At 69.9% G+C, this 23,224-nt stretch carries 23 protein-coding genes; 16 read left to right on the top strand and 7 right to left on the bottom strand.

Annotated elements, in window-relative coordinates; translation table 11 throughout:
* Window positions 1–89: 89 nt before the first annotated feature.
* Window positions 90–1,670: an amidohydrolase family protein gene (locus ACIQBL_RS02980; protein WP_401937026.1), complete on the bottom strand. Its 1,581-nt coding sequence runs from the start codon at window positions 1,668–1,670 to the stop codon at window positions 90–92.
* A gap of 50 nt (window positions 1,671–1,720) precedes the next feature.
* Complete coding sequence (locus tag ACIQBL_RS02985; RefSeq protein ID WP_401936015.1) at window positions 1,721–3,004, bottom strand: amino acid deaminase; 1,284 nt, start codon at window positions 3,002–3,004, stop codon at window positions 1,721–1,723.
* Window positions 3,005–3,141: 137 nt separating this feature from the next.
* On the opposite strand from ACIQBL_RS02985, the gene ACIQBL_RS02990 reads away from it, so the two are divergent.
* The 5 genes from ACIQBL_RS02990 (at window position 3,142) to ACIQBL_RS03010 (ending at window position 7,751) form a co-directional block, all read left to right on the top strand.
* Window positions 3,142–4,188 (top strand): sugar kinase, encoded by a 1,047-nt coding sequence (locus ACIQBL_RS02990; RefSeq protein WP_401936018.1) that lies wholly within the window; start codon window positions 3,142–3,144, stop codon window positions 4,186–4,188.
* Complete coding sequence (locus ACIQBL_RS02995; protein ID WP_401936020.1) at window positions 4,185–4,958, top strand: IclR family transcriptional regulator; 774 nt, start codon at window positions 4,185–4,187, stop codon at window positions 4,956–4,958. The genes ACIQBL_RS02990 and ACIQBL_RS02995 overlap by 4 nt, the downstream gene beginning before the upstream one ends.
* A complete protein-coding gene (locus ACIQBL_RS03000) occupies window positions 4,951–5,355 on the top strand; it encodes a RidA family protein (protein WP_401936023.1) in 405 nt (134 codons plus the stop codon). Before ACIQBL_RS02995 ends, ACIQBL_RS03000 begins: the two co-directional genes overlap by 8 nt.
* Window positions 5,356–5,471: 116 nt before the next feature.
* Complete coding sequence (locus ACIQBL_RS03005; RefSeq protein ID WP_401936025.1) at window positions 5,472–6,956, top strand: GntP family permease; 1,485 nt, start codon at window positions 5,472–5,474, stop codon at window positions 6,954–6,956.
* A gap of 75 nt (window positions 6,957–7,031) precedes the next feature.
* Window positions 7,032–7,751, top strand: coding sequence for a hypothetical protein (locus ACIQBL_RS03010; protein ID WP_401936027.1), 720 nt, complete (start codon window positions 7,032–7,034; stop codon window positions 7,749–7,751).
* A 16-nt stretch (window positions 7,752–7,767) separates the two neighbouring features.
* On the opposite strand, the gene ACIQBL_RS03015 is transcribed toward ACIQBL_RS03010, so the two are convergent.
* The 3 genes from ACIQBL_RS03015 to ACIQBL_RS03025 form a co-directional block, all read right to left on the bottom strand.
* Complete coding sequence (locus ACIQBL_RS03015) at window positions 7,768–9,132, bottom strand: M14 family metallopeptidase (protein WP_401936030.1); 1,365 nt, start codon at window positions 9,130–9,132, stop codon at window positions 7,768–7,770.
* A gap of 175 nt (window positions 9,133–9,307) precedes the next feature.
* On the bottom strand, window positions 9,308–10,561 hold the full coding sequence (locus tag ACIQBL_RS03020) for a hypothetical protein (protein ID WP_401936032.1): 1,254 nt from the start codon (window positions 10,559–10,561) through the stop codon (window positions 9,308–9,310).
* A 53-nt stretch (window positions 10,562–10,614) separates the two neighbouring features.
* Window positions 10,615–11,136 carry a SigE family RNA polymerase sigma factor gene (locus tag ACIQBL_RS03025; RefSeq protein ID WP_401936034.1) on the bottom strand — a complete coding sequence of 174 codons (522 nt, stop codon included), beginning with the start codon at window positions 11,134–11,136 and terminating at the stop codon, window positions 10,615–10,617.
* A gap of 291 nt (window positions 11,137–11,427) precedes the next feature.
* On the opposite strand from ACIQBL_RS03025, the gene ACIQBL_RS03030 reads away from it, so the two are divergent.
* Window positions 11,428–11,661: an antitoxin gene (locus ACIQBL_RS03030; protein ID WP_401936036.1), complete on the top strand. Its 234-nt coding sequence runs from the start codon at window positions 11,428–11,430 to the stop codon at window positions 11,659–11,661.
* A 4-nt stretch (window positions 11,662–11,665) separates the two neighbouring features.
* On the opposite strand, the gene ACIQBL_RS03035 is transcribed toward ACIQBL_RS03030, so the two are convergent.
* Both ACIQBL_RS03035 and ACIQBL_RS03040 read right to left on the bottom strand, forming a co-directional pair.
* On the bottom strand, window positions 11,666–12,940 hold the full coding sequence (locus ACIQBL_RS03035; protein WP_401936037.1) for an MFS transporter: 1,275 nt from the start codon (window positions 12,938–12,940) through the stop codon (window positions 11,666–11,668).
* Window positions 12,941–13,078: 138 nt separating this feature from the next.
* Entirely contained in the window at window positions 13,079–13,387 is a 309-nt protein-coding gene (locus tag ACIQBL_RS03040; protein ID WP_401936040.1) for a zinc ribbon domain-containing protein, read from the bottom strand.
* A 120-nt stretch (window positions 13,388–13,507) separates the two neighbouring features.
* Between ACIQBL_RS03040 and ACIQBL_RS03045 the strand changes: the two genes are divergently transcribed.
* The 10 genes from ACIQBL_RS03045 to ACIQBL_RS03090 all read left to right on the top strand — a co-directional run bounded on the left by ACIQBL_RS03045 (window position 13,508) and on the right by ACIQBL_RS03090 (window position 23,056).
* The gene (locus ACIQBL_RS03045) at window positions 13,508–14,350 is read left to right on the top strand and encodes a hypothetical protein (protein ID WP_401936041.1); all 843 of its coding nucleotides are present in this window, start codon (window positions 13,508–13,510) and stop codon (window positions 14,348–14,350) included.
* 131 nt (window positions 14,351–14,481) lie between these two features.
* Window positions 14,482–15,195 carry a Flp pilus assembly protein CpaB gene (cpaB, locus tag ACIQBL_RS03050; RefSeq protein ID WP_401936044.1) on the top strand — a complete coding sequence of 238 codons (714 nt, stop codon included), beginning with the start codon at window positions 14,482–14,484 and terminating at the stop codon, window positions 15,193–15,195.
* Between the two features lie 9 nt (window positions 15,196–15,204).
* Window positions 15,205–16,452, top strand: coding sequence for a CpaE family protein (locus ACIQBL_RS03055; protein WP_401936046.1), 1,248 nt, complete (start codon window positions 15,205–15,207; stop codon window positions 16,450–16,452).
* Between the two features lie 11 nt (window positions 16,453–16,463).
* Window positions 16,464–16,841: a TadE/TadG family type IV pilus assembly protein gene (locus ACIQBL_RS03060; protein WP_401936049.1), complete on the top strand. Its 378-nt coding sequence runs from the start codon at window positions 16,464–16,466 to the stop codon at window positions 16,839–16,841.
* Between the two features lies 1 nt (window position 16,842).
* A complete protein-coding gene (locus ACIQBL_RS03065) occupies window positions 16,843–17,199 on the top strand; it encodes a TadE/TadG family type IV pilus assembly protein (protein ID WP_401936052.1) in 357 nt (118 codons plus the stop codon).
* A gap of 24 nt (window positions 17,200–17,223) precedes the next feature.
* Window positions 17,224–18,564: a CpaF family protein gene (locus ACIQBL_RS03070; RefSeq protein ID WP_401936054.1), complete on the top strand. Its 1,341-nt coding sequence runs from the start codon at window positions 17,224–17,226 to the stop codon at window positions 18,562–18,564.
* A gap of 11 nt (window positions 18,565–18,575) precedes the next feature.
* On the top strand, window positions 18,576–19,517 hold the full coding sequence (locus tag ACIQBL_RS03075; RefSeq protein WP_401936056.1) for a type II secretion system F family protein: 942 nt from the start codon (window positions 18,576–18,578) through the stop codon (window positions 19,515–19,517).
* Between the two features lie 14 nt (window positions 19,518–19,531).
* Window positions 19,532–20,422, top strand: coding sequence for a DUF5936 domain-containing protein (locus tag ACIQBL_RS03080; RefSeq protein ID WP_401936058.1), 891 nt, complete (start codon window positions 19,532–19,534; stop codon window positions 20,420–20,422).
* A gap of 20 nt (window positions 20,423–20,442) precedes the next feature.
* On the top strand, window positions 20,443–22,014 hold the full coding sequence (locus tag ACIQBL_RS03085) for a sensor histidine kinase (RefSeq protein WP_401936061.1): 1,572 nt from the start codon (window positions 20,443–20,445) through the stop codon (window positions 22,012–22,014).
* Window positions 22,015–22,126: 112 nt separating this feature from the next.
* Window positions 22,127–23,056 carry a response regulator gene (locus ACIQBL_RS03090; protein ID WP_401936063.1) on the top strand — a complete coding sequence of 310 codons (930 nt, stop codon included), beginning with the start codon at window positions 22,127–22,129 and terminating at the stop codon, window positions 23,054–23,056.
* Window positions 23,057–23,224: the final 168 nt, after the last annotated feature.

Consider the following 23,224-nt stretch of genomic DNA (forward strand, 5'->3'; position numbering starts at 1 on the left):
TGTCTGCGGGTGCGTTGTCGCTGGTCGCGCCCACGCGGCGGAGCCGCACATGTCGCAGCCCCGCGCCCCGAAAGACAAAAGCAGGGCGTTTACGGGGTCCGGCGTACGGATCTCCCCGCCAGTTCGTTCGTTCGGCGGCCGTCTTCGATCACGAAGCGGCCGTCGATCAGGACGTGGGGGATGCCGGTCGGCAGTGTGCGCGGCTGCTCGAAGGTCGAACCCGCCGCCACCGTCTCGGGGTCGAACAGGACCAGGTCCGCGCGGTAGCCCTCCTTGACCAGGCCCCGGTCGGGCAGGCGCAGGCGCGCCGCCGGGCGGGACGTGAGGTGGGCGACGCACTCCTCCAGGGACAGGAGTCCCAACTCCCGTACGTAGTGGCCGAGATAGCGCGGGAACGTGCCGTACGCCCGGGGATGCGGCTTCGCGCCCTGGAGGATGCCGTCCGAGCCGCCGGTGTGGACGCGGTGCCGCATGATCTGCCGGACGTTCTCCTCGTGGCCCACGTGCTGGAGGATCGACGGGGCGAGCCGGTCGGCGAGGAGGAGGTGGCGGGCGGTGGTCCAGCTGTCCAAGCGGCGGCCTGCGTACTCCGCCAGCGCGGGATCCGTGACCCCCGAGATCTCGATCGTGTCCCACTCCATCGGTACGCCGTGGCAGCCGTCCGAGCCGATCACCTCCAGGTGGTGGCGGATGCGGTCGGCGGTCTCGTCGTCCGCCAGCCGCTTCAGGATCTCCTCCGGGCCGCCCTCACTCGCCCAACTCGGCAGCATCGCCACAAGAGTTGTGCAGCCGGGCGTGTAGGGGTAGGTGTCCAGGCTGATGTCCGCGCCGGTCGCCAACGCCTCGTCCAGGAGCGTCAACAGCTCAGGTGCCCGGCCCTTGTTCACGCCGAAGTTCATGGTCGCGTGGGCCAGGTGCAGGGAGCAGCCCGCCTCCCTCGCCAGCTCCACCATTTCCTCGTAGGCCTCCAGCGCGCCCGCGCCGTACGAGCGGTGGTGCGGGCAGTAGTAGCCGTCGTACGACGCCACCACCCGGCAGAGTTCGGTGAGTTCGGCGTCCTTGGCGTACATGCCGGGGGTGTAGGTGAGCCCGGACGACATGCCGACCGCGCCCTGTTCCATGCCCTCGGCGACCAACTGCCGCATCCGGTCCAGCTCCTGGGGTGTCGCCTCCCGGTCCTCCCAGCCGACGGCGAGCATGCGGACCGTGCCCTGGGGGATCAAGTAGGCCGCGTTGACGGCGATCCCGCGATCCAGCCGGTCCAAGTACTCGCCCACCGAACGCCAGTCGAAGTCGATGTCGTCGCCGTACCCGTTCCATCCGGTGATCGTCCGGCGCACCTCGGCGAGTGTGCGGTCGTCGACGGGGGCGTACGACAGCCCGTCCTGGCCGATGACTTCGAGGGTCACCCCCTGCGCGGCCTTGGCGCTGTGGTCCGGGTCGCGCAGCAACGCCAGGTCGCTGTGGGCGTGCATGTCGATGAAACCGGGGGAGAGGACCAGCCCCTCGGCGTCCAACTCCTGCCTTGCCCTGGGGCGTTGACAGCCCGCCGCCGCGGCCTCCTGGACGATCGAGACGATCCGTCCGCCGTCGACCACCACATCGGCGCGGTAGGACGGCCCACCGCTGCCGTCGACGACATCCGCGTCCCGGATGACGAGTTCTTCCATGCGCCGTTCTTCCATGCGCCGTTCTTCCATGACACGCCTCCCAGGGGCCTTTAGAAGAAGGTGCGGATGTAGTCGACGACCGTGCCGTCCGCCTCCGCCACCGGGATCAACTGCCACTTGTCGAAGGACGTACAGGGGTGCGACAGGCCCAGGCCGATCCAGTCACCCACCTCCACGTCCGCCTCGGGTGCCGTGCGCAGCCAGGCGTGCTGGTCGGACAGGCCGGTCACCTCGATGCCCGTCGCCGGGCGCTCGGTGCCGTCCCGGCGGACGACCTGGGCGAAGGGAAGGTCCAGGTCGTAGGCCGCGTCCCGCTTGCCCGCGTTGGCGAAGGCCTGCTCGGGGGAGGGGCGGGAGACGACCTGCGCCCAGAGCCGGAACGCGGGCTCCAGGGCGCCCTCCTCGGGGATGCGGGTGAAGGGGGTGACCTCGCTGTAGTGGCCGTCGTCGTGCGAGACGTAGGCGCCCGAGCGCAGCAACTTCAGCGCGGGGAGCGAGAGTTCGGGCAGCTCGGCGAAGACGTCGGCCACCGCGTCGAACCACGCGCTGCCACCCGCGCTGACGACGATCTCGTCGAGCCCGGATCCAGCGAACCGCCCCGCCTTGTCGAACTCGACGGCGAGCGCGGTCAGTCGGCGCAGCCACGCGTGCACCCGCTCCGGGTCGGCCTGGGGTACCTCGCCCTCGTACCCCGCGACCCCGACCAGCCGCAGTGTGTCTACGGCGGCCACCGCGTCCGCGACCGCCGCGCACTCGGCCTCCGTGCGCACGCCGGTGCGGGCGCCCTCGCCCGCGGCCAGTTCGACGACGACGTCCAGCGGGCGGGCGGCGCCGCGCAGGGCCGCGTCCATCGACTCGACCCCGCGCACGGAATCGACGTAGCAGATGAAACGGAAGTCCTCGTCTGTGTCCAGCTGGGAGGAGATCCACTTCAGGGCCGCCGGGTCGACCAGTTCGTTCGCCAGGAAGATGCGGTCGATGCCGAACTCCCTTGCCACGCGCACCTGGTGGGGGACCGCGAGGGTGATGCCCCAGGCGCCGTGGGCGAGTTGGCGGTGGAAGAGCTGGGGGGCCATGGAGGTCTTGCCGTGCGGGGCGAAGGCGAGGTGGTGGCGGGTCGCGTAGGTCTCCATGAGCCGGAGGTTGTGCTCCAGGCGTTCGGCGGAGAGGGCGAGGACGGGGGTGGTGAAGCCGCCGGTGAAGAGGTTGCGGCGCTGGGCGGACAGTTCGGTGACTGTGAGGCCGTCGGCGTCCGGGGGGAGGCCCTTGAAACGGTGGTCGACGCGTTCCCCGGCGAGCCGGGCGAGCGCTTCGGTACCGGTGTCGCGGACCATGGGGCCTCCCTGAACTGGACTGTTGCATTCTCTGCAACCTTCATTGCGTATATCGCTTACCGCTGTCTAACATCTCGCCCAACACCGGGTCAACGGAGCCGCCGCCCCCGGCGCACGGACGAGGAGCCACCACCATCGTGACCGCCGACGGACAGTCCACCGCCGCCCGTGACGTCGTGGACGTCGTAGCGCTGGGCGAGTCCATGGTCACGTTCCTACCCAGCCGGCCCGGCCGCCTCGCCGATGTGCCGTCCTTCGACCGTGCCATCGGCGGCGCCGAGTCGAATGTCGCCTGCGTCCTCGCTGCCGCCGGGCACACCGTCCGGTGGGTCAGCCGGGTCGGGGCGGACGGGTTCGGCGACCACCTCGTCGAGACCATCGGCGCGTACGGGGTCGACGTCTCGGCCGTACGGCGTGATCCGGCGCGGCCGACCGGCGTCTACTTCCGCACCGCCGGGGACCGGGCCACCGACGCGCACGAGGTGGCGTACTACCGGGCCGGGTCCGCCGCCTCCGCGATGGCCGTGGCGAACATGGACCTGGCCGCCGTACGGGCCGGGCGTGTCCTGCATCTGTCCGGGATCACCCCGATGCTCTCCGCCGACTGCCTCGGCCTGGTCCGTGAGCTGACCGCGATCCGGGCCGGTCGTCCGCTGATCTCGTTCGACGTCAACCACCGTCCCGCGCTGGGGCGTTCGGCCGACGGACCGAGCGTGCTGCTGGAGCTGGCGCGCGGCGCGGACCTCGTGTTCGTCGGGGAGGACGAGGCCGCCGAGGTCTGGGGGCTCGTCGGGGCCGATGCCGTACGGGCCGCGTTCCCCGACCCCGAGACGCTTGTCGTCAAGCAGGGCGGGCGCGGGGCCACCGTCTTCCACCGGGGCGACGGCACCTTCGCGCCCGCGCCGCACGTCGACGTCGTCGCCGAGGTGGGCGCCGGGGACGCCTTCGCCGCCGGGTTCCTCTCCGCGACCCTGCGGGGACTTCCCGTACGGGACCGGCTCCGGCACGGGCACCTCACGGCCGCCGCCGCCCTCACCGTCCCCGGCGACCTCGCCACGCCCCCGGTCCGCGACCACGCCGATCGCCTGGTCGCCCTCGACGACCGGGCGTGGGGGAGACTTCGACTCGGCCCCGGCTGGACCGACGCCGCCGACTGGGCCGACGAGGAGGTATGTACGCCATGAGTCAGACCGTCGACCGCGCGCTCAGCATCCTGCCGCTGCTCGCCGAGGGCCCCGCCGACCTCGGCCAGGTCGCCGAGCGCCTCGACGTCCACAAGTCGACGGCCCTGCGTCTTCTGCGCACCCTGCACGAACACGGCCTCGTCTACCGCCAGTCCGACCAGCGCTACCGCCTCGGCGCCCGCCTCATCGCCCTCGCCCAGGAGGCGATGGAGAACCTCGACATCCGCGAGATCGCCCACCCCCATCTCGTACGGCTGAACGAGCAGTGCGGTCACACCGTCCACCTCGCGGTGTACGAGGAGAACGAGGTCCTCTACATCGACAAGGTGGAGAGCCGCTACCCGGTCCGCATGTACTCGCGGATCGGCAAGCCCGTCGCCATCACCGTCGCCGCCGTCGCGAAGCTGCTGCTCGCCGATCTCCCGGAGAGCGAGCGGCGGGTGCTCGCCGACAAGCTCGAATACCCCATGTACACCGCCCGTTCCACCCCCAACGCCCCTGCTTTCGTACGGGAGTTGGAGAAGGTGCGGGAACAGGGCTGGGCCACCGACCTTGGCGGCCACGAAGAGTCCATCAACTGCGTCGCCGCGCCGATCCGGGGCGCCGACGGACGCGTGGTCGCCGCGATGTCGGTCTCCGCGCCCAACGTCGTCGTCACCGCCGACGAACTCCTCACCCTGCTCCCGCTGGTCCGTCGCACGGCGGACGCCATCAGTGGGGAGTACTCCGGCAGGACCCCAGTGACTTCAGCAAAGGACTCGCATGACTGACAAGATCGCGCTCACGCCCAAGACCCACACGACACCGCCCGCCAAGTTCTCGCACGGCGTCCGCAAGGGGAACATCCTCCAGGTCGCCGGCCAGGTCGGCTTCCTCCCCGCCGAGGAGGGCAAGCCGCCCACCCCTGCCGGGCCCACCCTGCGCGAACAGACCCTCCAGACGCTCGCCAACGTCAAGGCGATCCTGGAGGAGGGCGGGGCGAGTTGGGAGGACGTGATGATGATTCGCGTCTATCTGACGGACGTTGATCACTTCGCCGAGATGAACGCGCTCTACAACGCGTATTTCGAGGGCCTCGTGGAGGTCCCGGCAGCGCGCACGACGGTCTACGTCGGCCTGCCCGCAGGGCTGTTGATCGAGATCGACGCGCTGGCCGTCCTCGGCTGACCGGGCCGGCGCTGCCCCAACTCCCGCACACCGTACGACGGTTCGGCACCCTCCCGGGTGCCGCGCCGCGATCCCCCCTGCCCGAAAGTCCGATGTACCTACCCAGAGGACCCCCAATGTCCTATCCGCTCGCCCCCACCCCCACCCCCACCCCCACACCCCCACCCCACACAGGAGGCCTGCTCCTCCTGCTCGACGGCACGGCAGGCCTGTTGACGGTCGCCGCCCTCGGGATCGCGCTGCTCCTCTTCCTGATCATCAAGGTCCGACTCCAGCCCTTCGTGGCCCTCCTCGCCGTCTCCATAACCGTCGGCCTGCTGTCCGGTCTGTCGGTCACCGAACTCTTCGGCACGGTCCAGCGTTCGGACGCCGTCTCCACCATCGAGTCCGGCATGGGCGGCATCCTCGGCCATGTCGCGATCATCATCGGCCTGGGCACGATGCTCGGCGCGATCCTCGAAGTCAGCGGCGGCGCCGAGGTGTTGGCGTCCCGGCTGCTGAACCTCTTCGGCGAGAAGAGAGCCCCGCTCGCCATGGGTCTGACCGGCCTGATCTTCGGCATCCCGGTCTTCTTCGACGTCGGCATCTTTGTCCTCGCACCGATCGTCTACGCCGCCGCCAAGCGCGGCGGCAAGTCGATCCTGCTGTACTGCCTGCCGCTGCTCGCGGGCCTGTCGATGACCCACGCGTTCCTGCCGCCGCACCCCGGCCCGGTGGCGGCGGCCGGCCTCCTGCACGTCCAGCTCGGCTGGGTCATCCTCATGGGCATCGTCTGCGGCATCCCGGCGGTGCTCGCCGCGTGGGCCTACGCGGCCTGGATCGGCAAGCGGATCTTCGTGGCCGTACCGCAGGACATGGTCGAGGCGGCGGCGGAGGCCAGGCAGGCGGTCATCGAGGAACAGCGCGCGTCCGGCGTCGAACCGCAGGAGAAGCCGGTACCGCTGGCCACGGTCCTCGCGATCATCGGTACGCCCCTGGTGCTGATCCTCGCGGCCACCTTCTCGTCGATCGCCTTCGACCCGTCGACCGGCCGCTCGGTACTGGCCTTCTTCGGCAGCCCCTTCGTCGCCCTGACGATCGCCCTACTCCTCGCGTACTACCTCCTGGGGCTGAGGCGCGGCTGGTCCCGCAAGTCCCTGGAGACCGTCTCCACCGCGTCCCTCAAGCCGGTCGGCAACATCCTGCTCGTCGTCGGCGCGGGCGGGATCTTCGGCGCCGTCCTCAAGGCAAGCGGCGTCGCCCAGGCCCTCTCGGACACCTTCCACGACGTGGGCCTGCCGGTGCTCGTCCTGTCGTACCTGATCTCGCTGGTACTACGGGTCGCACAGGGCTCGGCGACGGTGGCGATCGTCACGACGGCGGGCATCGTGGCCCCGCTGCTCGCCGAGGGCGACCACTCGCAGGCCTTCGTCGCCCTCGTCATCATGGCGATCTCGGCGGGCTCGATCTTCGCCTCGCACGTCAACGACGGGGGCTTCTGGATGGTGGCGAAGTACTTCGGGATCAGCGAGCGGGACACGCTGAAGACGTGGACCGTGCTGGAGTCGGTGCTGTCCGTGGCGGGGTTCGCCGTGGCCGCTGTGCTCAGTGTGTTCGTGTAAGCCGCTTGTAGGCGTCTGATAACAAAGTTGGGGCTGGCTGTGTGCGGCACAGGATCGTCGACCATACTGCCCGCTGTGGAGCAGCGCATAGGTTCGAGCAGCCAGCCCCTGGAGGGCGAGCCCGTGAAGGGTGCCGGATTCGACCCGGCCTTCATTCCCGGGCTCACCGCACCCGCCGTGTCCTCCGACGCACCGGAGGACAAGAAGGCGGAGGTCGTGGAGACCGAGGCGGAGGAGCCGGAGGTCGAGGCGTCCCAGGGCCAGGAGCCCGAGGGCGAGAAGTCGCCGGCCGGGGAGGCGGAGGCCGAGAAGGCGGACGTCAAGAAGACGGACGTCAAGAAGGCCGTCGCCGATGACTCCGACGCCGATGACTCCGGCGCGGACGACTCCGCCGAGGCCGCGGCCGACGGTGACTCTGACGCCGACGGCGAGTCCGAAGGGCCCGTCTTCGAGGCTTCCGACCGGCGGGCCGAGATCGTCGCCGACGCGAAGGGCGTACGACTGCGCCTCGACGACCAGGCGTGCGAGTTCCGCTGGGACGAGATCGGTGCCGTCGAGACCGAGACCCCGCGCTTCGGCAAGCGGTTCACGATCACGGTGCACACTCCTGACCGCCGCTGGTACCCGATCGAGATCGAGGCGGCGGCCAGGAGCCGGTTCAGCGAGTGGGAGACGCAGCTCGACGCGGTTCTCGACGCGTACTTCGACGACGACGCCGAGGACGCGGACGACGAGTCCGCCGAGGTCGACGAAGCCGCGCTCGCCGAGGCCGAGGCCGAGGTCCGCAAGGACTAGCCGGCCAGACAGATGGCTAGCTGCAGTACTGGGCCTGCTTGCCTATGGACCGGTACATGCAGTCCGCGTTCTCCAGCAGTTGGAACACCGCGTCCCGGTTCCGGGAGGTCTCCCGCTCGATGACCTCGTCGGGCGGGTAGAACCCACCCCCGGAACTGGACGTCGGATACATCTCGAAGGTGTAGTCGAAGATCTTCTGGCTGCCCCAGAGGTAGTCGTCGATCGAACCGTCCGTGATGTACAGGTCGCTGGACTGCTCGGCCGTGTAGCCGTTGCTCGCGCCCATCTTCTGCCCGACGGCCTTGAACGCGGCGGCGTCGTCCGCGGTCATCCCGGTGGCGGTGTCGGAGTACGTGTACCCGAAGGGCCACAGCACCAGTTCGCTGTACCTGTGGAAGTCGATGCCCGCGGTGATCTGCTGCTTCCCGCCGACGACCCGGCTGCGTACGAAGTCCGCGACCACCTTCACCTCGGGCGCCGACTCGGCGGACGCGCCCCGGTAGGTCTCGGACGAGGTCGAGCCCGAAGAGCCGCCGCAGCAGCCCCAGTTGTAGTTCCAGTTCCGGTTGAGGTCCGTACCGACGTAACTGGAACCGGAGTTGGGCTGGCGGTTCTTGCGCCAGGACCGGTAGGCGCCGGTCGCGATGTCGTACTCGCCGCCGTCCGGGTTGAGATCGGGCACGATCCAGATCTCGCGGCTGTTGACGATGTTCGTGACGCGGGAGTCGGTGCCGTAGCCCGCGCCCAGCTCGCGCAGCAGGTACAACGCCATCTCCACCGTGAGGTGTTCGCGCGCGTGCTGGTGGAAGGTGAAGAGGACCTCGGGCTCGTTCTCGTCGGTGGCCACGTTGTCGCTGACCTTGATGGCGACGATGTCCCGGCCCTGGTACGACTTGCCGATCACCTTCTTGCTCATGATGCCCGGGTAGGCGGCGAGCCGCTGGTCGATCTCCGCGTTCGCCTCGGCGTAGTTGTGGTACTTCGAGTCGGCCGAGGGGAAGTCGAGGAGCCGTGCGGTGTCCGCGGCCGTGGAGCGGTCGGGTGCCGAGCCCAACAGCGAGACGTCGTAGCCCTGTTGGCGCAGTTGCTTGATCTGGGCTGCGCGGCCGGAGACGACCACGGTCTCCTCGTCGGACTCGTCCACGGTGACGCCGGCCGCCGCGATGGCCGTACGCGTGACCGGGGTGTTGTGGTCGACGTGGATCTCGTACTGGCGGATGTCGTCCGCGGCCGGGGATGCCTGGTGCGCGCTGTCGGCGGTGGCCTTCGCGGCCGTGGCCGTCTCCGCGACGGGGGCGGCGAGGGCGAGGGCCATCAGGGCGGCGAGCGCGGCGGTACGTCTGCCGCTTCGGGCGCCTGAGCCGCGTGTACGAAGTCGCATGAAATCTCCTTGCTGGAGTTGGGGGGTGTTTCAGTGCGACGTGCGTGAAGTACCGCGTGCGGGTGGGGTGTTCCTGTGCGTGTTCTCGGGCGGGTTCCTCCGGGTGTTCCTGTGTGGCGCCTATGGTGATGTGTTGGCATGGTCAGGTCAAGGGTGTCAAAAGTCGGTGGCCGGATTACCACCACGTCGGACTCAGGGCGATCTCCCGGAGCTGCTTCACGGACAGGGCCGGGGCCTTGCGGGTCGCGGCGGTGTCCTGGGCGCCGGAGTTGAAGGCGCTGATGACGACGCGCCTTCCGTCGGTCCGGATGGTGTCGACGGTCCACATGACGACACCCGCGCCGCCCTTCTCGCCGGGCCCCTGGTGCGTGGCGACCTTCGTACCGTCGGACAGGACCTCCGCGCCGGAACCGAACAGGTCGCCCTCGACGTCCGACATGTCGGCCTGGACGTTGACCTGTACGAAGCTCCTGCCCTTGCCGTCGTCGACGACGAGATAGCCGTACCCGGTGTCGTCGCCGCTGCTCTCGGACACCGTGAGCCCCTTCGGCAGCAGGGTCCGCAGGGTCGGGGCGACGGGGGCGCCGACGGCCGTGTCGCTCGGTTCGGCGCTCGGTGCCGCCGAGTCCGCCGGCATCGCGTCGACCGCCTCCCGCCACGCGGCCGAGGCGGCGAGCTTCCTCAACTGCGCCGGAGACAGCGGCGGTTGGGGCCTGCTGACCGGCGCGTCCTTCTCGGCGGCGGCGTTCCACTCGCTCACGCTCACGTGCTGCCCCTGCGGGGTGACGAGTTCGGCGCTCCACCACTTGGTGTCCACCCGGCGGTCCGGATACTCGTGCCCCTGAAGCACCATGACCACCGACCCGTCCGCCAGCCGGCTCGTGCCGCACGCGTCGTAGTGCGCGAGCGCCTTCCCCGGGCACGTGGTGACCTGACGCGCCTCGTCGCTCCCCGGCCGGATCCGGCCGAGCCCGACGTCGACGGCCGCCGCGCCCTTCCCGTCGTCGAAGACGACATGGACGTACGGCGCCGGTCCCTCGTCCGTGCCCCGGGCCACGGCCTTCGAGAACGTGCCGAACCTGCCGTTGGCGAGGAGGTGTTCCAGCGTACGGATCAGGGCGTCGCCGGAGACGGGGGTGGGGGTGGGGGCGGCGGAGGCGCGGGTGGATGTGGCCGCGGAGCCCTGTGGTCGGGCGGGGTCGCCGCTCGGCAGGAGCAGGGCGCCCCCGATGCCCACGAGGGCGATACCGGCGGCGCCGCCCATCACGGCGGCGTTCCGGCGTCGTAGCAGACGCCGTCGTCCCTTGAGGGCGCCGGCGGTGACGAGTGCGGCGCGGTCGGTCTCGAAGACGTCGCCCGCGTGCCGCAGACCGGCGGTGAGCCGTTCCTCGAAGGGGTCGAGGGGGTCGCTGTGCTGGATGTCGGGCATGGCGGACCACCGTTTCGCGTAAGGGGAGTTGAGGGGGCGATGAACTGGGGCGTTCAGGGACGCGCGTACTCGTCGAGGTTCTCGCCGAGCAGTTCGCGCAGCCGGCCGAGCGCGCGGACGCAGCGGGTGCGTACGGCGGCGGAGCTGACGTGCATGACGTCGGCGGTCTCCTCGACGGACCGGTCCTCCCAGTAGCGCAGGACGACCACGGCACGGTCCTTGGCGGGCAGCCGGGACAGCGCCTGGAGCAGGGTCAGCCGCAACGGGGTGTCCCCGCCGGAGCCGCCGGGGTCGGGCAGGTCGGGCAGGACGTCGGTGGCGCGCTCGGTGCTGCTGCGGCGCCGCTGATGGGTGAGGAAGGTACGGGTGAGGACGGTCTGGGCGTACCCGGCGGGGTTGCCGACCCTGGACATCCGTCCCCAGCCGACGTACAGCCGGCCGAGGGTCTCCTGCACCAGATCCTCGGCGAGATGCGTGTCCCCGGCGGTCAGCAGACAGGCGGACCGATAGAGATGCCCGGCGCGCGCCGCGGCGAACTCCTCGTACGCATCGGCACGTCCCTGTCGTCGTCTCATACCTGTTCCCCCGGCCCCCGTGGGCTGTTGACCGCACCGCCCTCACTTGTACTGACGCGGTGGGCCTACGGAAATGTTTCGGGGAACGGGGACGAGGACGCGATTTTTCCGGCGGCGCCCGCCGGGTCATACCGCACGGCCCGCTGAAACGAGACATCTGCGCCCCGAACGCGCCCGTCCCGCACCCCCGCCCGCCGGGGCATCCACGTCCGGGCCACCTTGTTCTCCAACGCCCGCTGTGAGGACCATGTCCCTGACCGGGTAAGCCCGTTGAGGCGAGGGAGAACTGTCGTGTTCGACAACCTGCGGGATCTGGGCAAGCTGAAGGACAAGGCCGAGGAGATCGCCGAGGAGCACGGGGACAAGATCTCCGACGGGCTGGAGAAGGCCGGTGATCTCGTCGACGAGAAGACGGGCGGGAAGCACAGCGAGCTGATCGACACCGCCGTCGAGAAGGCGCAGGGGTTGGTGGAGAAGCTCGCGGAGGGTGCTGGGGGTGCCGAGAATTCCGAGAAGGCGGGCTGAACTCTCAGGTCACCGGGTCGAGTTCACTCCCCACCGGCAGCCTCCGCATCGTACGCAGCGGCGACAGCACGTTCGGCAGGACACTCGCCGTCATGCCCGCCGCGCCGATCCACAGGGTTGCCGTAGCCCCGAACGCAGAACCCGACGCTCCGCCCAGCAGCCCGCCCAGCGGAATTCCGCCCCAGGACACGAACCGGGCCGTCGCGCTCACGCGGCCCAGGAGGTGGTCCGGGGTGAGGGCCTGTTGGAAGCTCGACTGGGTCACGACGCGGACGACTCCGCCCAGGGAGAGCGAGGCGAGTCCTACCGCCGCCACGCAGACGCTCCACCCCGGCCGGGACAACGGCATCAGGGCGGTCAGCGGGCACGTCACCAGTGACGCGAGCCAGATGACCCGGCCCTGGCCGACCCGGCGCGCGACCCTGGTCGCCAGCAGCGCGCCCAGCAACGCACCGCAGCCCATCCCCGAGAGGATGAGGCCGATGGCGGAGGAATCGAGTCCCAACTCCCTCTCCAGGAACACCAGCAGCATGGTCTGGTACATCACCAGGAAGAGGTTGAAGATCGCGTCGCTCAGCATGATCGCGCGCAGGGCGGGGTACTTGAGGACGAACCTCAGGCCCTCCTTGATGTCGCGCCACAGGCGGGGTTGCCCACCCGGCTTCAACTCCCGTTGCTGCGAGCCCGGTTCGCGCTTGCGGATGCTGATCGCCAGCAGCCCCGACATGGCCATCCCGGCCACGCTCACCAACAGCGTCGCGGGCGCGCCCACCCAGCCGACCAGCGGACCGGCCACCCCCGGCCCGCTGATACTCGTCACCGAACGGATCGCGGAGAGCTTCGAGTTGCCCTCGACGAGGTTGTCGCGGCCCACCAGGTGCGGGAGATAGCTGACGTACGCGACATCGAAGAAGACGGTCAGCACCCCGTGGACCAACGCGACCGCGTAGAGCCACCAGATGGTGAGCAGGCCCGCCCACCACGCCACCGGTACCGTCACGAGTACGACCGCCCGTGCGAGGTCGGTGCCGATCAGCACCGACCGTTTCCGCATCCGGTCCACCCACGCGCCCGCCGGCAGCCCGACCAGCAGCGAACCCGCCGTCGTCATCGCGGTCAACAGTCCGACCTGGAACTCGTCCGCGTCCAGAGCCACGATGGCGACCAGGGGCAACGCCAGGAAGATGACGCGATCGCCCAACTGACCGAGCGCGGTGGCGGCGAACAGCCGCCCGAAGTCCGGATCGCGGAGGAGTCCGAGCCGGGAGGGTAAGGGCATGCGGGGTACCTGCCGGGGGGTTGACGTAATGGACGGTCGTGTCAACCTAACCGAGCGCCGTTGTTGAAGTTCTGCCATTGACTTGCTCTCCCTGCTGAAGCGGGGAGATTCCGGCCTTCCGGTCCGGTGCTCTGCCGCCTACGCGGTACGGGCTCCGGACCGGATTCCGTGGCTTCCTGCTTCTTCGCGCTGTGCCGGAACCGAGGGTTCTGGTCCTACCTGCGCTCGACAGGCTGTCACCGCCGGTCCGGCGGCCTGTTTGACGTTCTTCGCGGCATTGTGATCGCGGTCGTGGACGGTGCCACACGCGCCGCACGTCCAGGTGCGTACGTGCAGGAGGAACGGGTCTTCCCCTGAGGGCCCAAACGCGCACCCGACCTCGATCAGCTGCTCGACCTGCCCCGTTTTGGCGTGTTGTGCGCGATGACGGTTGCGGCACAGCTGCACAAACGCTGTTCTCCGGTAACAGGGGCGTGGTTACAGTGCTGAGGTAGTCACGCAATGAAGTCGACTCGGTGTGCCGGAGTGATGCCGGTGTGCCGACAGGCGTGAAACGGGGAGCTGCGCGTGCCAACTGCCATTGCCGTGACCAGTGCCGACATGGCGCTGCCAGCACAGGACGAACGGACCTTGCCCGCCGTCGTCCTGCGGGACCTGGATCAACGACCGCTGGACGAGGCGCTGTCGGAGATGCAGGCCCTCATCGACCAGCACGGGCATGTCGTCGTCGTGTCCTCGCAGGCCGTCTCCGAGGGTGTGGACCGGCGACTGCACACCATCCGGTCCATCCTGGAGAGCGACCGGATCGCCCTGTTCCGTCCGAATCTCCCCCCGCTCGGACTCGCCGTTCTGGCCCGCCAGTTGAGGCAGCTCGCGACCTGCGACCTCAGCCCGGGGGTGCTCGCCTCGGCCGGCCGGCTGCTCACGCACTACATCCACGCCGGCGCGCTCCTCGGCTCGGTCACCAAACTGGACCGGGTCCCGGTCGGCCTCAAGTCGCACGCCAAGTCCTGGGTGCCCGGCAGCCAGTTCGCGGTGATCGCCCACCCCGAGCCGCAGCTCGTCCGGGTCGCCTCCGGAGTCACCCTCGACGGCCCGGAGTTCGGCACCTGGATGCTGGTCGCCAAGGGGCAGCTGCAGTCCGACTGGATCGGCACCACCCTCGCCCCGGCGTGGAACGCGATGGGGCTGCGCGAGGCCACCCTGCCCGCCGAGTCGGTGAGTTGGTGGGGTACGAACAAGATGATCGAGTTCTGTACGTATCTGCCCGATCTGTCGGTGCTGTACCAACTGGTCGCCTCTGTGCGGCAGTCCGTGTGCCACTGGTGCGGTATCGACGTCATCGGCGACCGTTGTGTCTTCTGCTCGGCCACACCGCCCGTTCACGAGAACCAAACGTCGACCGGATAAGTCCTCCACTCACAGGACACGCTTACAGCACACGATCCGTTCGATCAGCTCCACCCGGCCCGATCCCGCTTGATCCCGCTCGATCCGCTCATTTCCGCTCGACCGATATCCCCAATGAGGTTGTACGGTTCATGAACTCCCGTCAGCGCCGCGGCGTGATACTCCTGCTCCTGTCGGTCCTCTGCGCCCTCGGCGCGTTCGCCGGCGTCCTCTCCGTCATCAGTGACGTGAAGTCCAAGGTCGGCCCCGAGGTCACGGCTTACCAGCTGAAGGCCGACGTGGCGCCCTACACCACCCTCTCCACCGCCCAGTTCAAGAAGATCAGGATGCCCAAGCGGTGGCTGTCGGGCAACGCCGTGACCGATCTCCGCCAGATCGAGGGCAAGATCGCGGTGACCACCCTGCGCGAGGGCTCCCTGCTGCAGACCGACATGATCGTGAACCAGCCGGCCCTCCAGCCCGGGCAGCAGGAGGTCGCCATCATGATCGACGCGGCCACCGGCGTCGCCGGCAAGATCACACCGGGTTCCACGGTCAACGTGTACGCCACCTTCGCGGGCGCGAAACAGGGCGACCCCGACCAGTCGAAGATCATCGTGACGAACGCGAAGGTCATCGACGTCGGCCACATCACCGCCCTCGACCCGGGCAGCAACAGCGACAAGAACCAGCAGCAGACCACCAACGCCGTCCCGATCACCTTCGCGCTCTCCACACTCGACGCCCAACGCATCACCTACGCCGAGTCGTTCGCCGAGCGGGTGCGGCTCGCGCTGGTGGCGCCGGGCAGCGCTACGACCGTGCCCGAGCAGGACCGGACGTACGAACTCGCGAAGGACAAGTGAGAGGCCCGCATGCCCACCAGGATTCTTCCGGCGGTCGGCGACGCGGATGCCATCCGCGCCATCACGACCCTGCTCAGCCAGCTCCCGGACGCCGACCCGGTGGCCCCGGTGGCCGACTCGACGCAGCTCATCGACACCCTGGCCCGGCTCGCCGCCGAGTCCGTCGACGAGCTGCCCGAGGTCGTGGTGGTGCATGAACGCATCGGGCCCGTCCCCGCGTTGGAGCTGGTCCGCGAGGTCGCGCTGCGCTTCCCGGCGGTCGGCGTCATCCTCGTCACCACCGACGCCAGCCCCGGCCTCTTCCAGGCCGCCATGGACTCCGGCGCCCGCGGCCTGATCGCCCTGCCGCTGAGCTACGAGGAGTTGGCCACCCGCGTCCAGGCCGTCGCCGCCTGGTCCGTGGGCGTACGGCGCCATCTGGGCCACGGCGGTGACGTGTTCACCGGCGTCGGCGGCACCGTCCTCACGGTCAGCGGGGCCAAGGGCGGCGTCGGCGCCACCCTCGCCGCGATCCAACTCGCCCTCGCCGCCCAGGTGTCGGGCCGTAGCGTCGCGCTCGTCGACATGGACCTCCAGACCGGGGACATCGCCTCCTACCTGGACGTCCAGTTCCGCCGCTCGGTCGTCGACCTCGCCGCGATCACCGACATCTCGCCCCGGGTCCTGGCCGACGCCGTGTTCCGGCACGACACCGGGATGGCACTGCTGCTCGCCCCCGGCGAGGGCGAGCGCGGCGAGGAGGTCACCGACCGGGCCGCCCGCCAGATCGTCAGCGCGCTGCGCTCCCGCTACGAGGTCGTCGTCGTCGACTGCGGCGCCCAGATGAGCGGCGCGAGCGCGGCGGCCGTCGAAATGGCCGACACGGCACTGCTGTTCACCACCCCGGACGTGGTCGCCGTACGCGCCGCGAAGCGCACCGTCCGCATGTGGGACCGGCTGCAGATCCGCAAGGCCGAGGAGACGACCATCGTCGTCAACCGGTACACGCGCGGTACGGAGATCCAGCCCGCGCTGATCCAGCGGATCACCGGTACGACGGTCGCCGCGACCGCGATCCCCGCCAACTTCAAGGAACTCCAGGGCGCGGTGGACGCCGGCCGGCTCCACGAACTCGACAACAAGAGCGTGGTGAAACAGGCCCTTTGGGGTCTCGCGGGCGAACTGGGACTGGTCAAGGTCCCCGAAGTCGCCCAGCGGGGCGGCCGGTCGCGCGGCGGCGACCGCGGCTCGGTGAGCTTCCGGCGCCGGAGAGAGTGAGGGGGACGGGTATGCGCGCGAAGGGGCGGGACCGGGGCCAGGTCACCATCGAGTTCCTCGGCATGACACCGCTGATCATCCTGACACTGGTGCTGATGTGGCAGTTCGTGCTGGTGGGGTACACGTACACGCTCGCGGGGAATGCTGCCGACGAGGCGGTGCGGGCGGGCACGGCCGCCACACGCGGTGCGCGGCAGGCCGCCTGCGAACAGGCGGGCCTCAGCAAGCTGTCCGCCGCGTGGAGGGGGGACGCCGAAGTGAGGTGCGGGGGCACGGGGTTCGTCACGGCCGACGTCACGCTCAAGGTGCCCGTCCTCTTCCCGGGCTCGATCGCCTTCCCCTTCACGGTGCACGCCCACGCGGGCGCCGTGGAGGAGGTGACCAACTGACATGACCCACGGCCTCCGAGCGCGCGACCGCGGACAAGTCGCCATCGAATACCTCGGGTTCATCCCGATCCTGATCCTCGTCACCCTGGCGGCGGTCCAGCTCGGGCTGATCGCCTACACCGCGGAGCAGGCGGGGACGGCGGCCAGGGCGGGGGCACGCAGCGCCTCGCTCCGGCAGGGCGCCCAGCCGGCGTGCAGCGACGCGGTCAGCGCCAGGCTCTCGGTCACCGGCTGCGCGGCCACGTTCGGCAGTGACACGGTCACCGTCACCGCGTCCATCCACATCCCGTCCGTCATCCCCGGCTACGACGGCTTCGGGGACGCCAGCAAGACCGCCACCATGCCGCTCGACCACTGAACGCGGAGCAAGGAGCAAGGACTCATGGGTCTGCGGGAACGAGTCAACCATCCCGAGGAGAACGGCCATCGGGGCGAGGACGGCCACATGGTCGCCTCCTACCGCGCCAAACTCCTGGAGGAGATCGACCTCGCGGAGATGAGCGCGCTGGCCGCCGCCGAGCGACGGGCCCGTCTGGAGCGGGTGCTCGGGCACATCATCAGCCGTGAGGGCCCGGTCCTCTCGACGGTCGAGCGCGCGCAGCTGATCCGCCGGGTCGTCGACGAGGCGCTGGGCCTGGGCATCCTCGAACCGCTCCTCGAAGACGCGTCGATCACCGAGATCATGGTGAACGGCCCGGACGCGATCTTCGTCGAACGCGGCGGCCGGGTCGAGCAGTTGCCGCTCCGCTTCCCCTCCCACGACCAGCTGATGCAGACCATCGAGCGCATCGTGTCGACGGTCAACCGCCGGGTGGACGAGTCGAATCCGATGGTCGACGCGCGGCTGCCGTCCGGCGAGCGCGTCAACGTCATCATCCCGCCGCTGTCGTTGACGGGCGCCACGCTCACCATCCGCCGCTTCCCGCGCTCCTTCACCCTCCAGGAGATGGTCGGCTTCGGCTCCCTGGACGAGCACATGCTGTATCTCCTCGCGGGCCTGGTGCACGCGAAGTTCAACATCATCGTCTCGGGCGCCACGGGCACCGGGAAGACCACCCTCCTCAACGCGCTCTCCGGCCTCATCCCGGAGACCGAGCGCATCATCACCATCGAGGACTCGGCCGAACTCCAGCTCCAGCAGTCGCACGTGATCCGCCTGGAGGCACGCCCCCCGAACGTGGAGGGCAACGGCCAGGTCACCATCCGCGACCTGGTCCGCAACTCGCTGCGTATGCGCCCCGACCGCATCGTCGTCGGTGAGGTCCGCGGCGGCGAATCCCTCGACATGCTCCAGGCGATGTCCACGGGCCACGACGGCTCCCTCGCCACCGTCCACGCCAACAGTGCCGAGGACGCGCTGATGCGCCTGAAGACCCTGGCCTCCATGTCGGAGGTCGAGATCCCCTTCGAGGCCCTGCACGACCAGATCAACAGCGCCGTCGACGTCATCATCCAGCTCACCCGCTTCGCCGACGGCGCCCGCCGCATCACCGAGATAGCCCTCCTCGACAGCCACGGCAGCGAGCCGTACCGGCTGGCGACGGTGGCCCGCTTCAGCCCCCAGCCCATCTCCGCCGACGGCCGGGTCTACGGCACCTTCGAGTACTTCCCGCTCTCACGCCGTACCGCCGACCGTCTCTACATGGCGAGCCAGCCCCTGCCGCAGGCCTTCGGCGTCGCCCACACCGCAGAACAGCTAGCCCTCCGAGAAGCCAGTAGGTAGGGACCGACCCCATGGATCTCCAGACGATCGTCACGCTCACCACCGGCATCACCCTGCTGACCTGTGTCCTGGGTGTCGTCGGCGTGCACGCCTACGCCACCGGCAAGGCGCAGCGCGCGGCCCTGGTCGACCGGCTGTCGTCGACCGGCCAGATCCCGCTCGGCCGCCCCCGCCGCTTCCGCAACCTGGACCGCCGGCTGCGCCGCACGCGGCTGGGCCGGAAGCTCGAACTGCGGCTGGCGGCAACGGGCCTGGACATGACCCCGGGCGAGTTCTTCGTCTACATGCTGGCCACGGTCGCGGCCCTCTGGCTGATCGGCCAGGCCTCCCTGGCCCCCTTCTTCGGCCCGATCGCCGGGCTGTTGGGCATCGGGGTGGCGATCCAGTTCCTCAACTGGCAGCGCCAGAAGCGCATCGAGCGGTTCATCAGCCAACTCCCCGAACTGGCCCGCATCATGGCCAACGCCACCCACGCCGGCCTCGCGCTGCGCACCGCGATCAGCATGGCGGCGGAGGAGCTGGAGGCACCGGCCGGGGAGGAACTCGCCAAGGTGGCCAACCAGTTGGCGGTGGGCGCCTCCATGGACGACGCGCTGGGCGAGCTGGCGGACCGCCTCCCCTCCCGCGAACTCGTCGTCCTGGTCACCACCTTGGTCCTCTCCAACCGGGCGGGCGGCCAGGTCGTCAGCGCCCTGCGCAACCTCACGGAGACCCTGGACGAACGCAAGGAGACCCGCCGCGAGGTCCGCACCCAGCTCTCCCAGGTCAACATGACGTCGTACGCCGTTCCGGTGATGGGCGTGGGCGCCCTCTTCCTGATGAACGGCGTCAAACCCGGTGCCCTGGAACGGATGACGGGCTCCCCGATCGGCCAGGCCTGCGTGATCATCGCGTTCGGGCTGTACGCGGTGGGCTTCATCCTCATCCGCCGCCTGTCCCGCATCGACGTCTGAGAGGGGGAGATCTGATGACGGCACTCGTACTCGCACTGGTCATGGGCCTCAGCGTGTGGGGCATCTTCGCCGGCGTCCGCATGTACCGCGCGGACGTGAAGCTGCCGAGCGACCTGGTCCTGGCCCTGGAGGTCGGATCGACCCGCACCGGCGCGGTCGACTCCCTCGTCGACCGCATGGGCATGCGCTACGCCCCGGCGGTCCTGCGCCTGATGGGCCCCAAGCTGGTCGCCAGGTACCGCCGCAGGATAGACCTCGCGGGCAACCCCGGCGGCCTGACCATCGACCGCTACGCGGCCCGCCGCGCGGTCTACGGCTTCCTCGGCGGCTTCGGCGGCCTGGTGTTCCTGATGAAGGGGAACTACCTCCTCGCCCTGATCCTGTTCGCCTTCGGCGCGTTCTGGACGGAGGTCGGCATCTGGTCGGCGATCCGCATCCGCAGGGACGTGATCGAACGGACCCTGCCCGACTTCCTCGACGTCCTCGCCGTGGTGGTCAGCGCGGGCCTGGGCTTCCGCCAGGCGCTCGACCGCGTCGCGTCGAAGTACGAGGGCCCGTGGGCGGACGAACTCCGCATCACGCTACGGCAGATGGACCTCGGCATGAGCCGCCGCGCGGCCTTCGCGGAACTGCGACGCCGGAACGACAGCGAGCAAGTCGCCATGTTCGTCACGGCGTTGCAGCAGGGCGAGGAACTGGGCGCGCCGATCGTGGACACCCTCGTCTCCCTCGCGAAGGACATGCGCCGCACGGACGCGCAGAACGCGCGGAGGAAGGCGGCCAGAGCGGTCCCCAAGGCCACCATGATGATCACCACGTTCATGGTCCCGGCCACGATGCTCCTCCTCGGCGCGGGCCTCCTCCTCGGCTCCGGCACGGACTTCAGCACGATCACGGGCAAGTAGGGACGGGGGCGACGGAAGAGATGGCCACGACGGAGGAACGGGAACGCACGGGCCTGCTGCGCCGGCGCCCCAAACCGGCGGAGATCACGACACCGCCCGCCGGCACCGTGCTGCCGGACCATGTCCGGTCGGGGGCGTCGGACATCCCGGTGACATCGGTGACGCCGGCGCTGCCGCCGGGGTGGGTGCGGGCGGGGGGTACGGGGGCGACGCTGCCGGGGGTACCGGCGCAGCCGGGCGTGGGGCGGACAGCCGCCGATGGCGAAGGCCCCCCACAGGGGCCACAGGGGCCACCCGCACCCGACAACGAAAGCAGCACGGGCAGCACGGGCGGTGCAGGTGGGGGGAAAACGATCCAGGCCGAAGGCCGGATCGCCCTGCCCATCCAGGTAAGCGCGCTGCAAGCGATGTGCAGGCAGGTCTTCGGCTTCCGCCTCGCCATGATCGCCCTCGCCGCCCCCTCCGCCCTCGTCCACGCCAACCCCGGCGTAGCCACCCGCCTCGTGGGCGCGGCCGTAGTGGTCACCTTCATGGCCTCCTACGTCCTGTTCAGAGACTGGGAACGCTTCGGCCCCCTCCTGCTCCGCCACCCCTCCCTCCTGGCCCTGGACACCCTCTTCGGCTCCCTCCTCCTGATCTCGGCAGGGCCCACCAGCACGCTCGCCTACGTCAGCGTCTGCACCCCCCTGCTCGCCGGCATCGTCTACGGCTGGCGAGGCGCGGGCTGTTTCGCGAGCCTCCAGGCCGTGATCCTGCTCCTGGCCCAGACCGTGGCGGCGGACGCCCACAAAGGCGTGGCGGAAGCATCCCTGCTCCCCGGCCTGTGCGTGATCGCCGGCGCGGTGGGAGTGACCCTGCGCAACCTGATGCTCCGCTTCGGCGAAGCCACGACCGCCCTGACGACGGTCCAGGCCCGTCTCGCCGTAACAGAGGCGGTAGGGGCCGAACGGGCCCGCCTGGCACGCGAGTTGCACGACTCGGTGGCGAAGACCCTGCACGGCGTGGCACTCGCGGCGGACGGCCTGGCGGGTTCGGCGGGCGCGGACCGCATGGACCCGACCCTGGTCAGACAGCAGGCGGAACTGGTGGCCCGCTCGGCGCGCAGGGCGGCGGCGGAATCCCGCGAACTCCTGGCAGACCTGCGGCGCGAGTCCGACCCGGACGAGGGCACCGACGTACTCGTCGAACTGGCCGCCCGCACAAGGGACTTCCACACCAGGACCGGCCTGCCCACGACGTACCGCCCGACGGGCGAACACGGCGTACCGCCGGTCCCGCCCGCCGTGGCCCGCCAACTCCTCACCATCGCCGCGGAAGCGATGGAGAACGCCCACCGCCACGCGACCCCCACCAAGGTCGACGTACGGGCAGGGGTCCACGACAACCTCCTCCGCATCAGCGTCTACGACGACGGCCGCGGCCTGCCTCCCGGCACGACCCTCGAACAGCTGCGCAGAGCGGGCCACTTCGGCCTGGTCGGCATGGTCGAACGGGCGGCGTCGGTGGGCGCCCGCATCCGCATCGGCAGAGGCGGCCACGACACGGGCACGGAGGTCCGCCTGGAACTCCCCCTGGGAGCGCTGACGAACTGACCACAGAGAAGACGCAGCGAACACTCCAGCTCCCCCCACCCCTTCCCACCCCTTCCCACCCCTTCCCACCCCTTCCCATCCCCCCACACCGACGACCCGAGAGGAGGCAGCCATGCCGGACCAGACGACGCCCCACCCCGGCGCGCCGCAGCCGCCACCGCCGACCCCGTTCCCGAACTTCCCTACGCCGACGCCGACTTCGCTCCTCCGGGTCGTGGTGGCCGACGACAACCCGGTGGTCCGAGCCGGCTTGACGGCCCTGTTGTCGGGCCGCGCGGACATCACGGTCGTGGCGGAGGCGAAGGACGGCCGGGAGGCGTACGAGGCGGCGCACCTGCACCGCCCCGACGTGGTCCTCCTGGACGTACGGATGCCGGGCGTGGACGGCATCTCGGCGCTTCCGTACCTGGTGCGGATCGCGCCGGTCGTGATGCTCACGTACAGCAGGGAGTCGGAGATCGTCCAGGAGGCGCTGCGGCGCGGGGCGGGCGGTTACCTGGTCCACGGCGAGTTCACGGCGGACGAACTGGTGACCGCCGTAAGGGACATCAAGCTGGGCAGGGCCCACTTCACGCCGTCGGCGGCGGGCGCGCTGCTGGCGCAGCTGCGGCAGGAGCAGGCGGGTACGGGCGCGTCACTGCCGGAGGGTCTGGGCTCCTACGAGTCTCAACTAAGTGCAAGTGCACACGGAATGACGTCTTCTATCCCCACCCCCACGCTAAGTTCTTCGGAAAACCTTTCGCAACTGCAACCGGATGTGGGACAGTTGGCGTCGGGATGGGGGAGTGGCCGTCAACCCACGGCGCCGCCGCCCACTCCGGACAGGTCACGGTTCCAACTGAGCGCGAGGGAGGCGGAGATCATGGACCACATCGCGTCCGGCATGACCAACCAGCAGATCGCCGCCACCTGCTTCATCTCCGAGAAGACCGTCAAGAACCACATCAACCGCATCTTCGCCAAACTCCACAGCACCAGCCGCTCCGAGGCCGCCGCCAAGTGGCTCGGTACGGCGCCGGGTTCGGCACGAGGGTTGGGGTGACCTGTGATGACGCGACGGCGCACCCCACTCCTGGGCCTACGGGCCCGGCTCGGCGACGGCCGGGTCCAGCGCGACGGCCGGGACTCCGATTGGGCCCGGGATTGGGCCCTGGGGCCCTCTTGCGGACCGGGTGTTCCGGAATACCGTTCTCATGTCGAAAGCGGCACC

This window comes from Streptomyces sp. NPDC088350 (assembly GCF_044753545.1).
Lineage (GTDB): Bacteria > Actinomycetota > Actinomycetes > Streptomycetales > Streptomycetaceae > Streptomyces.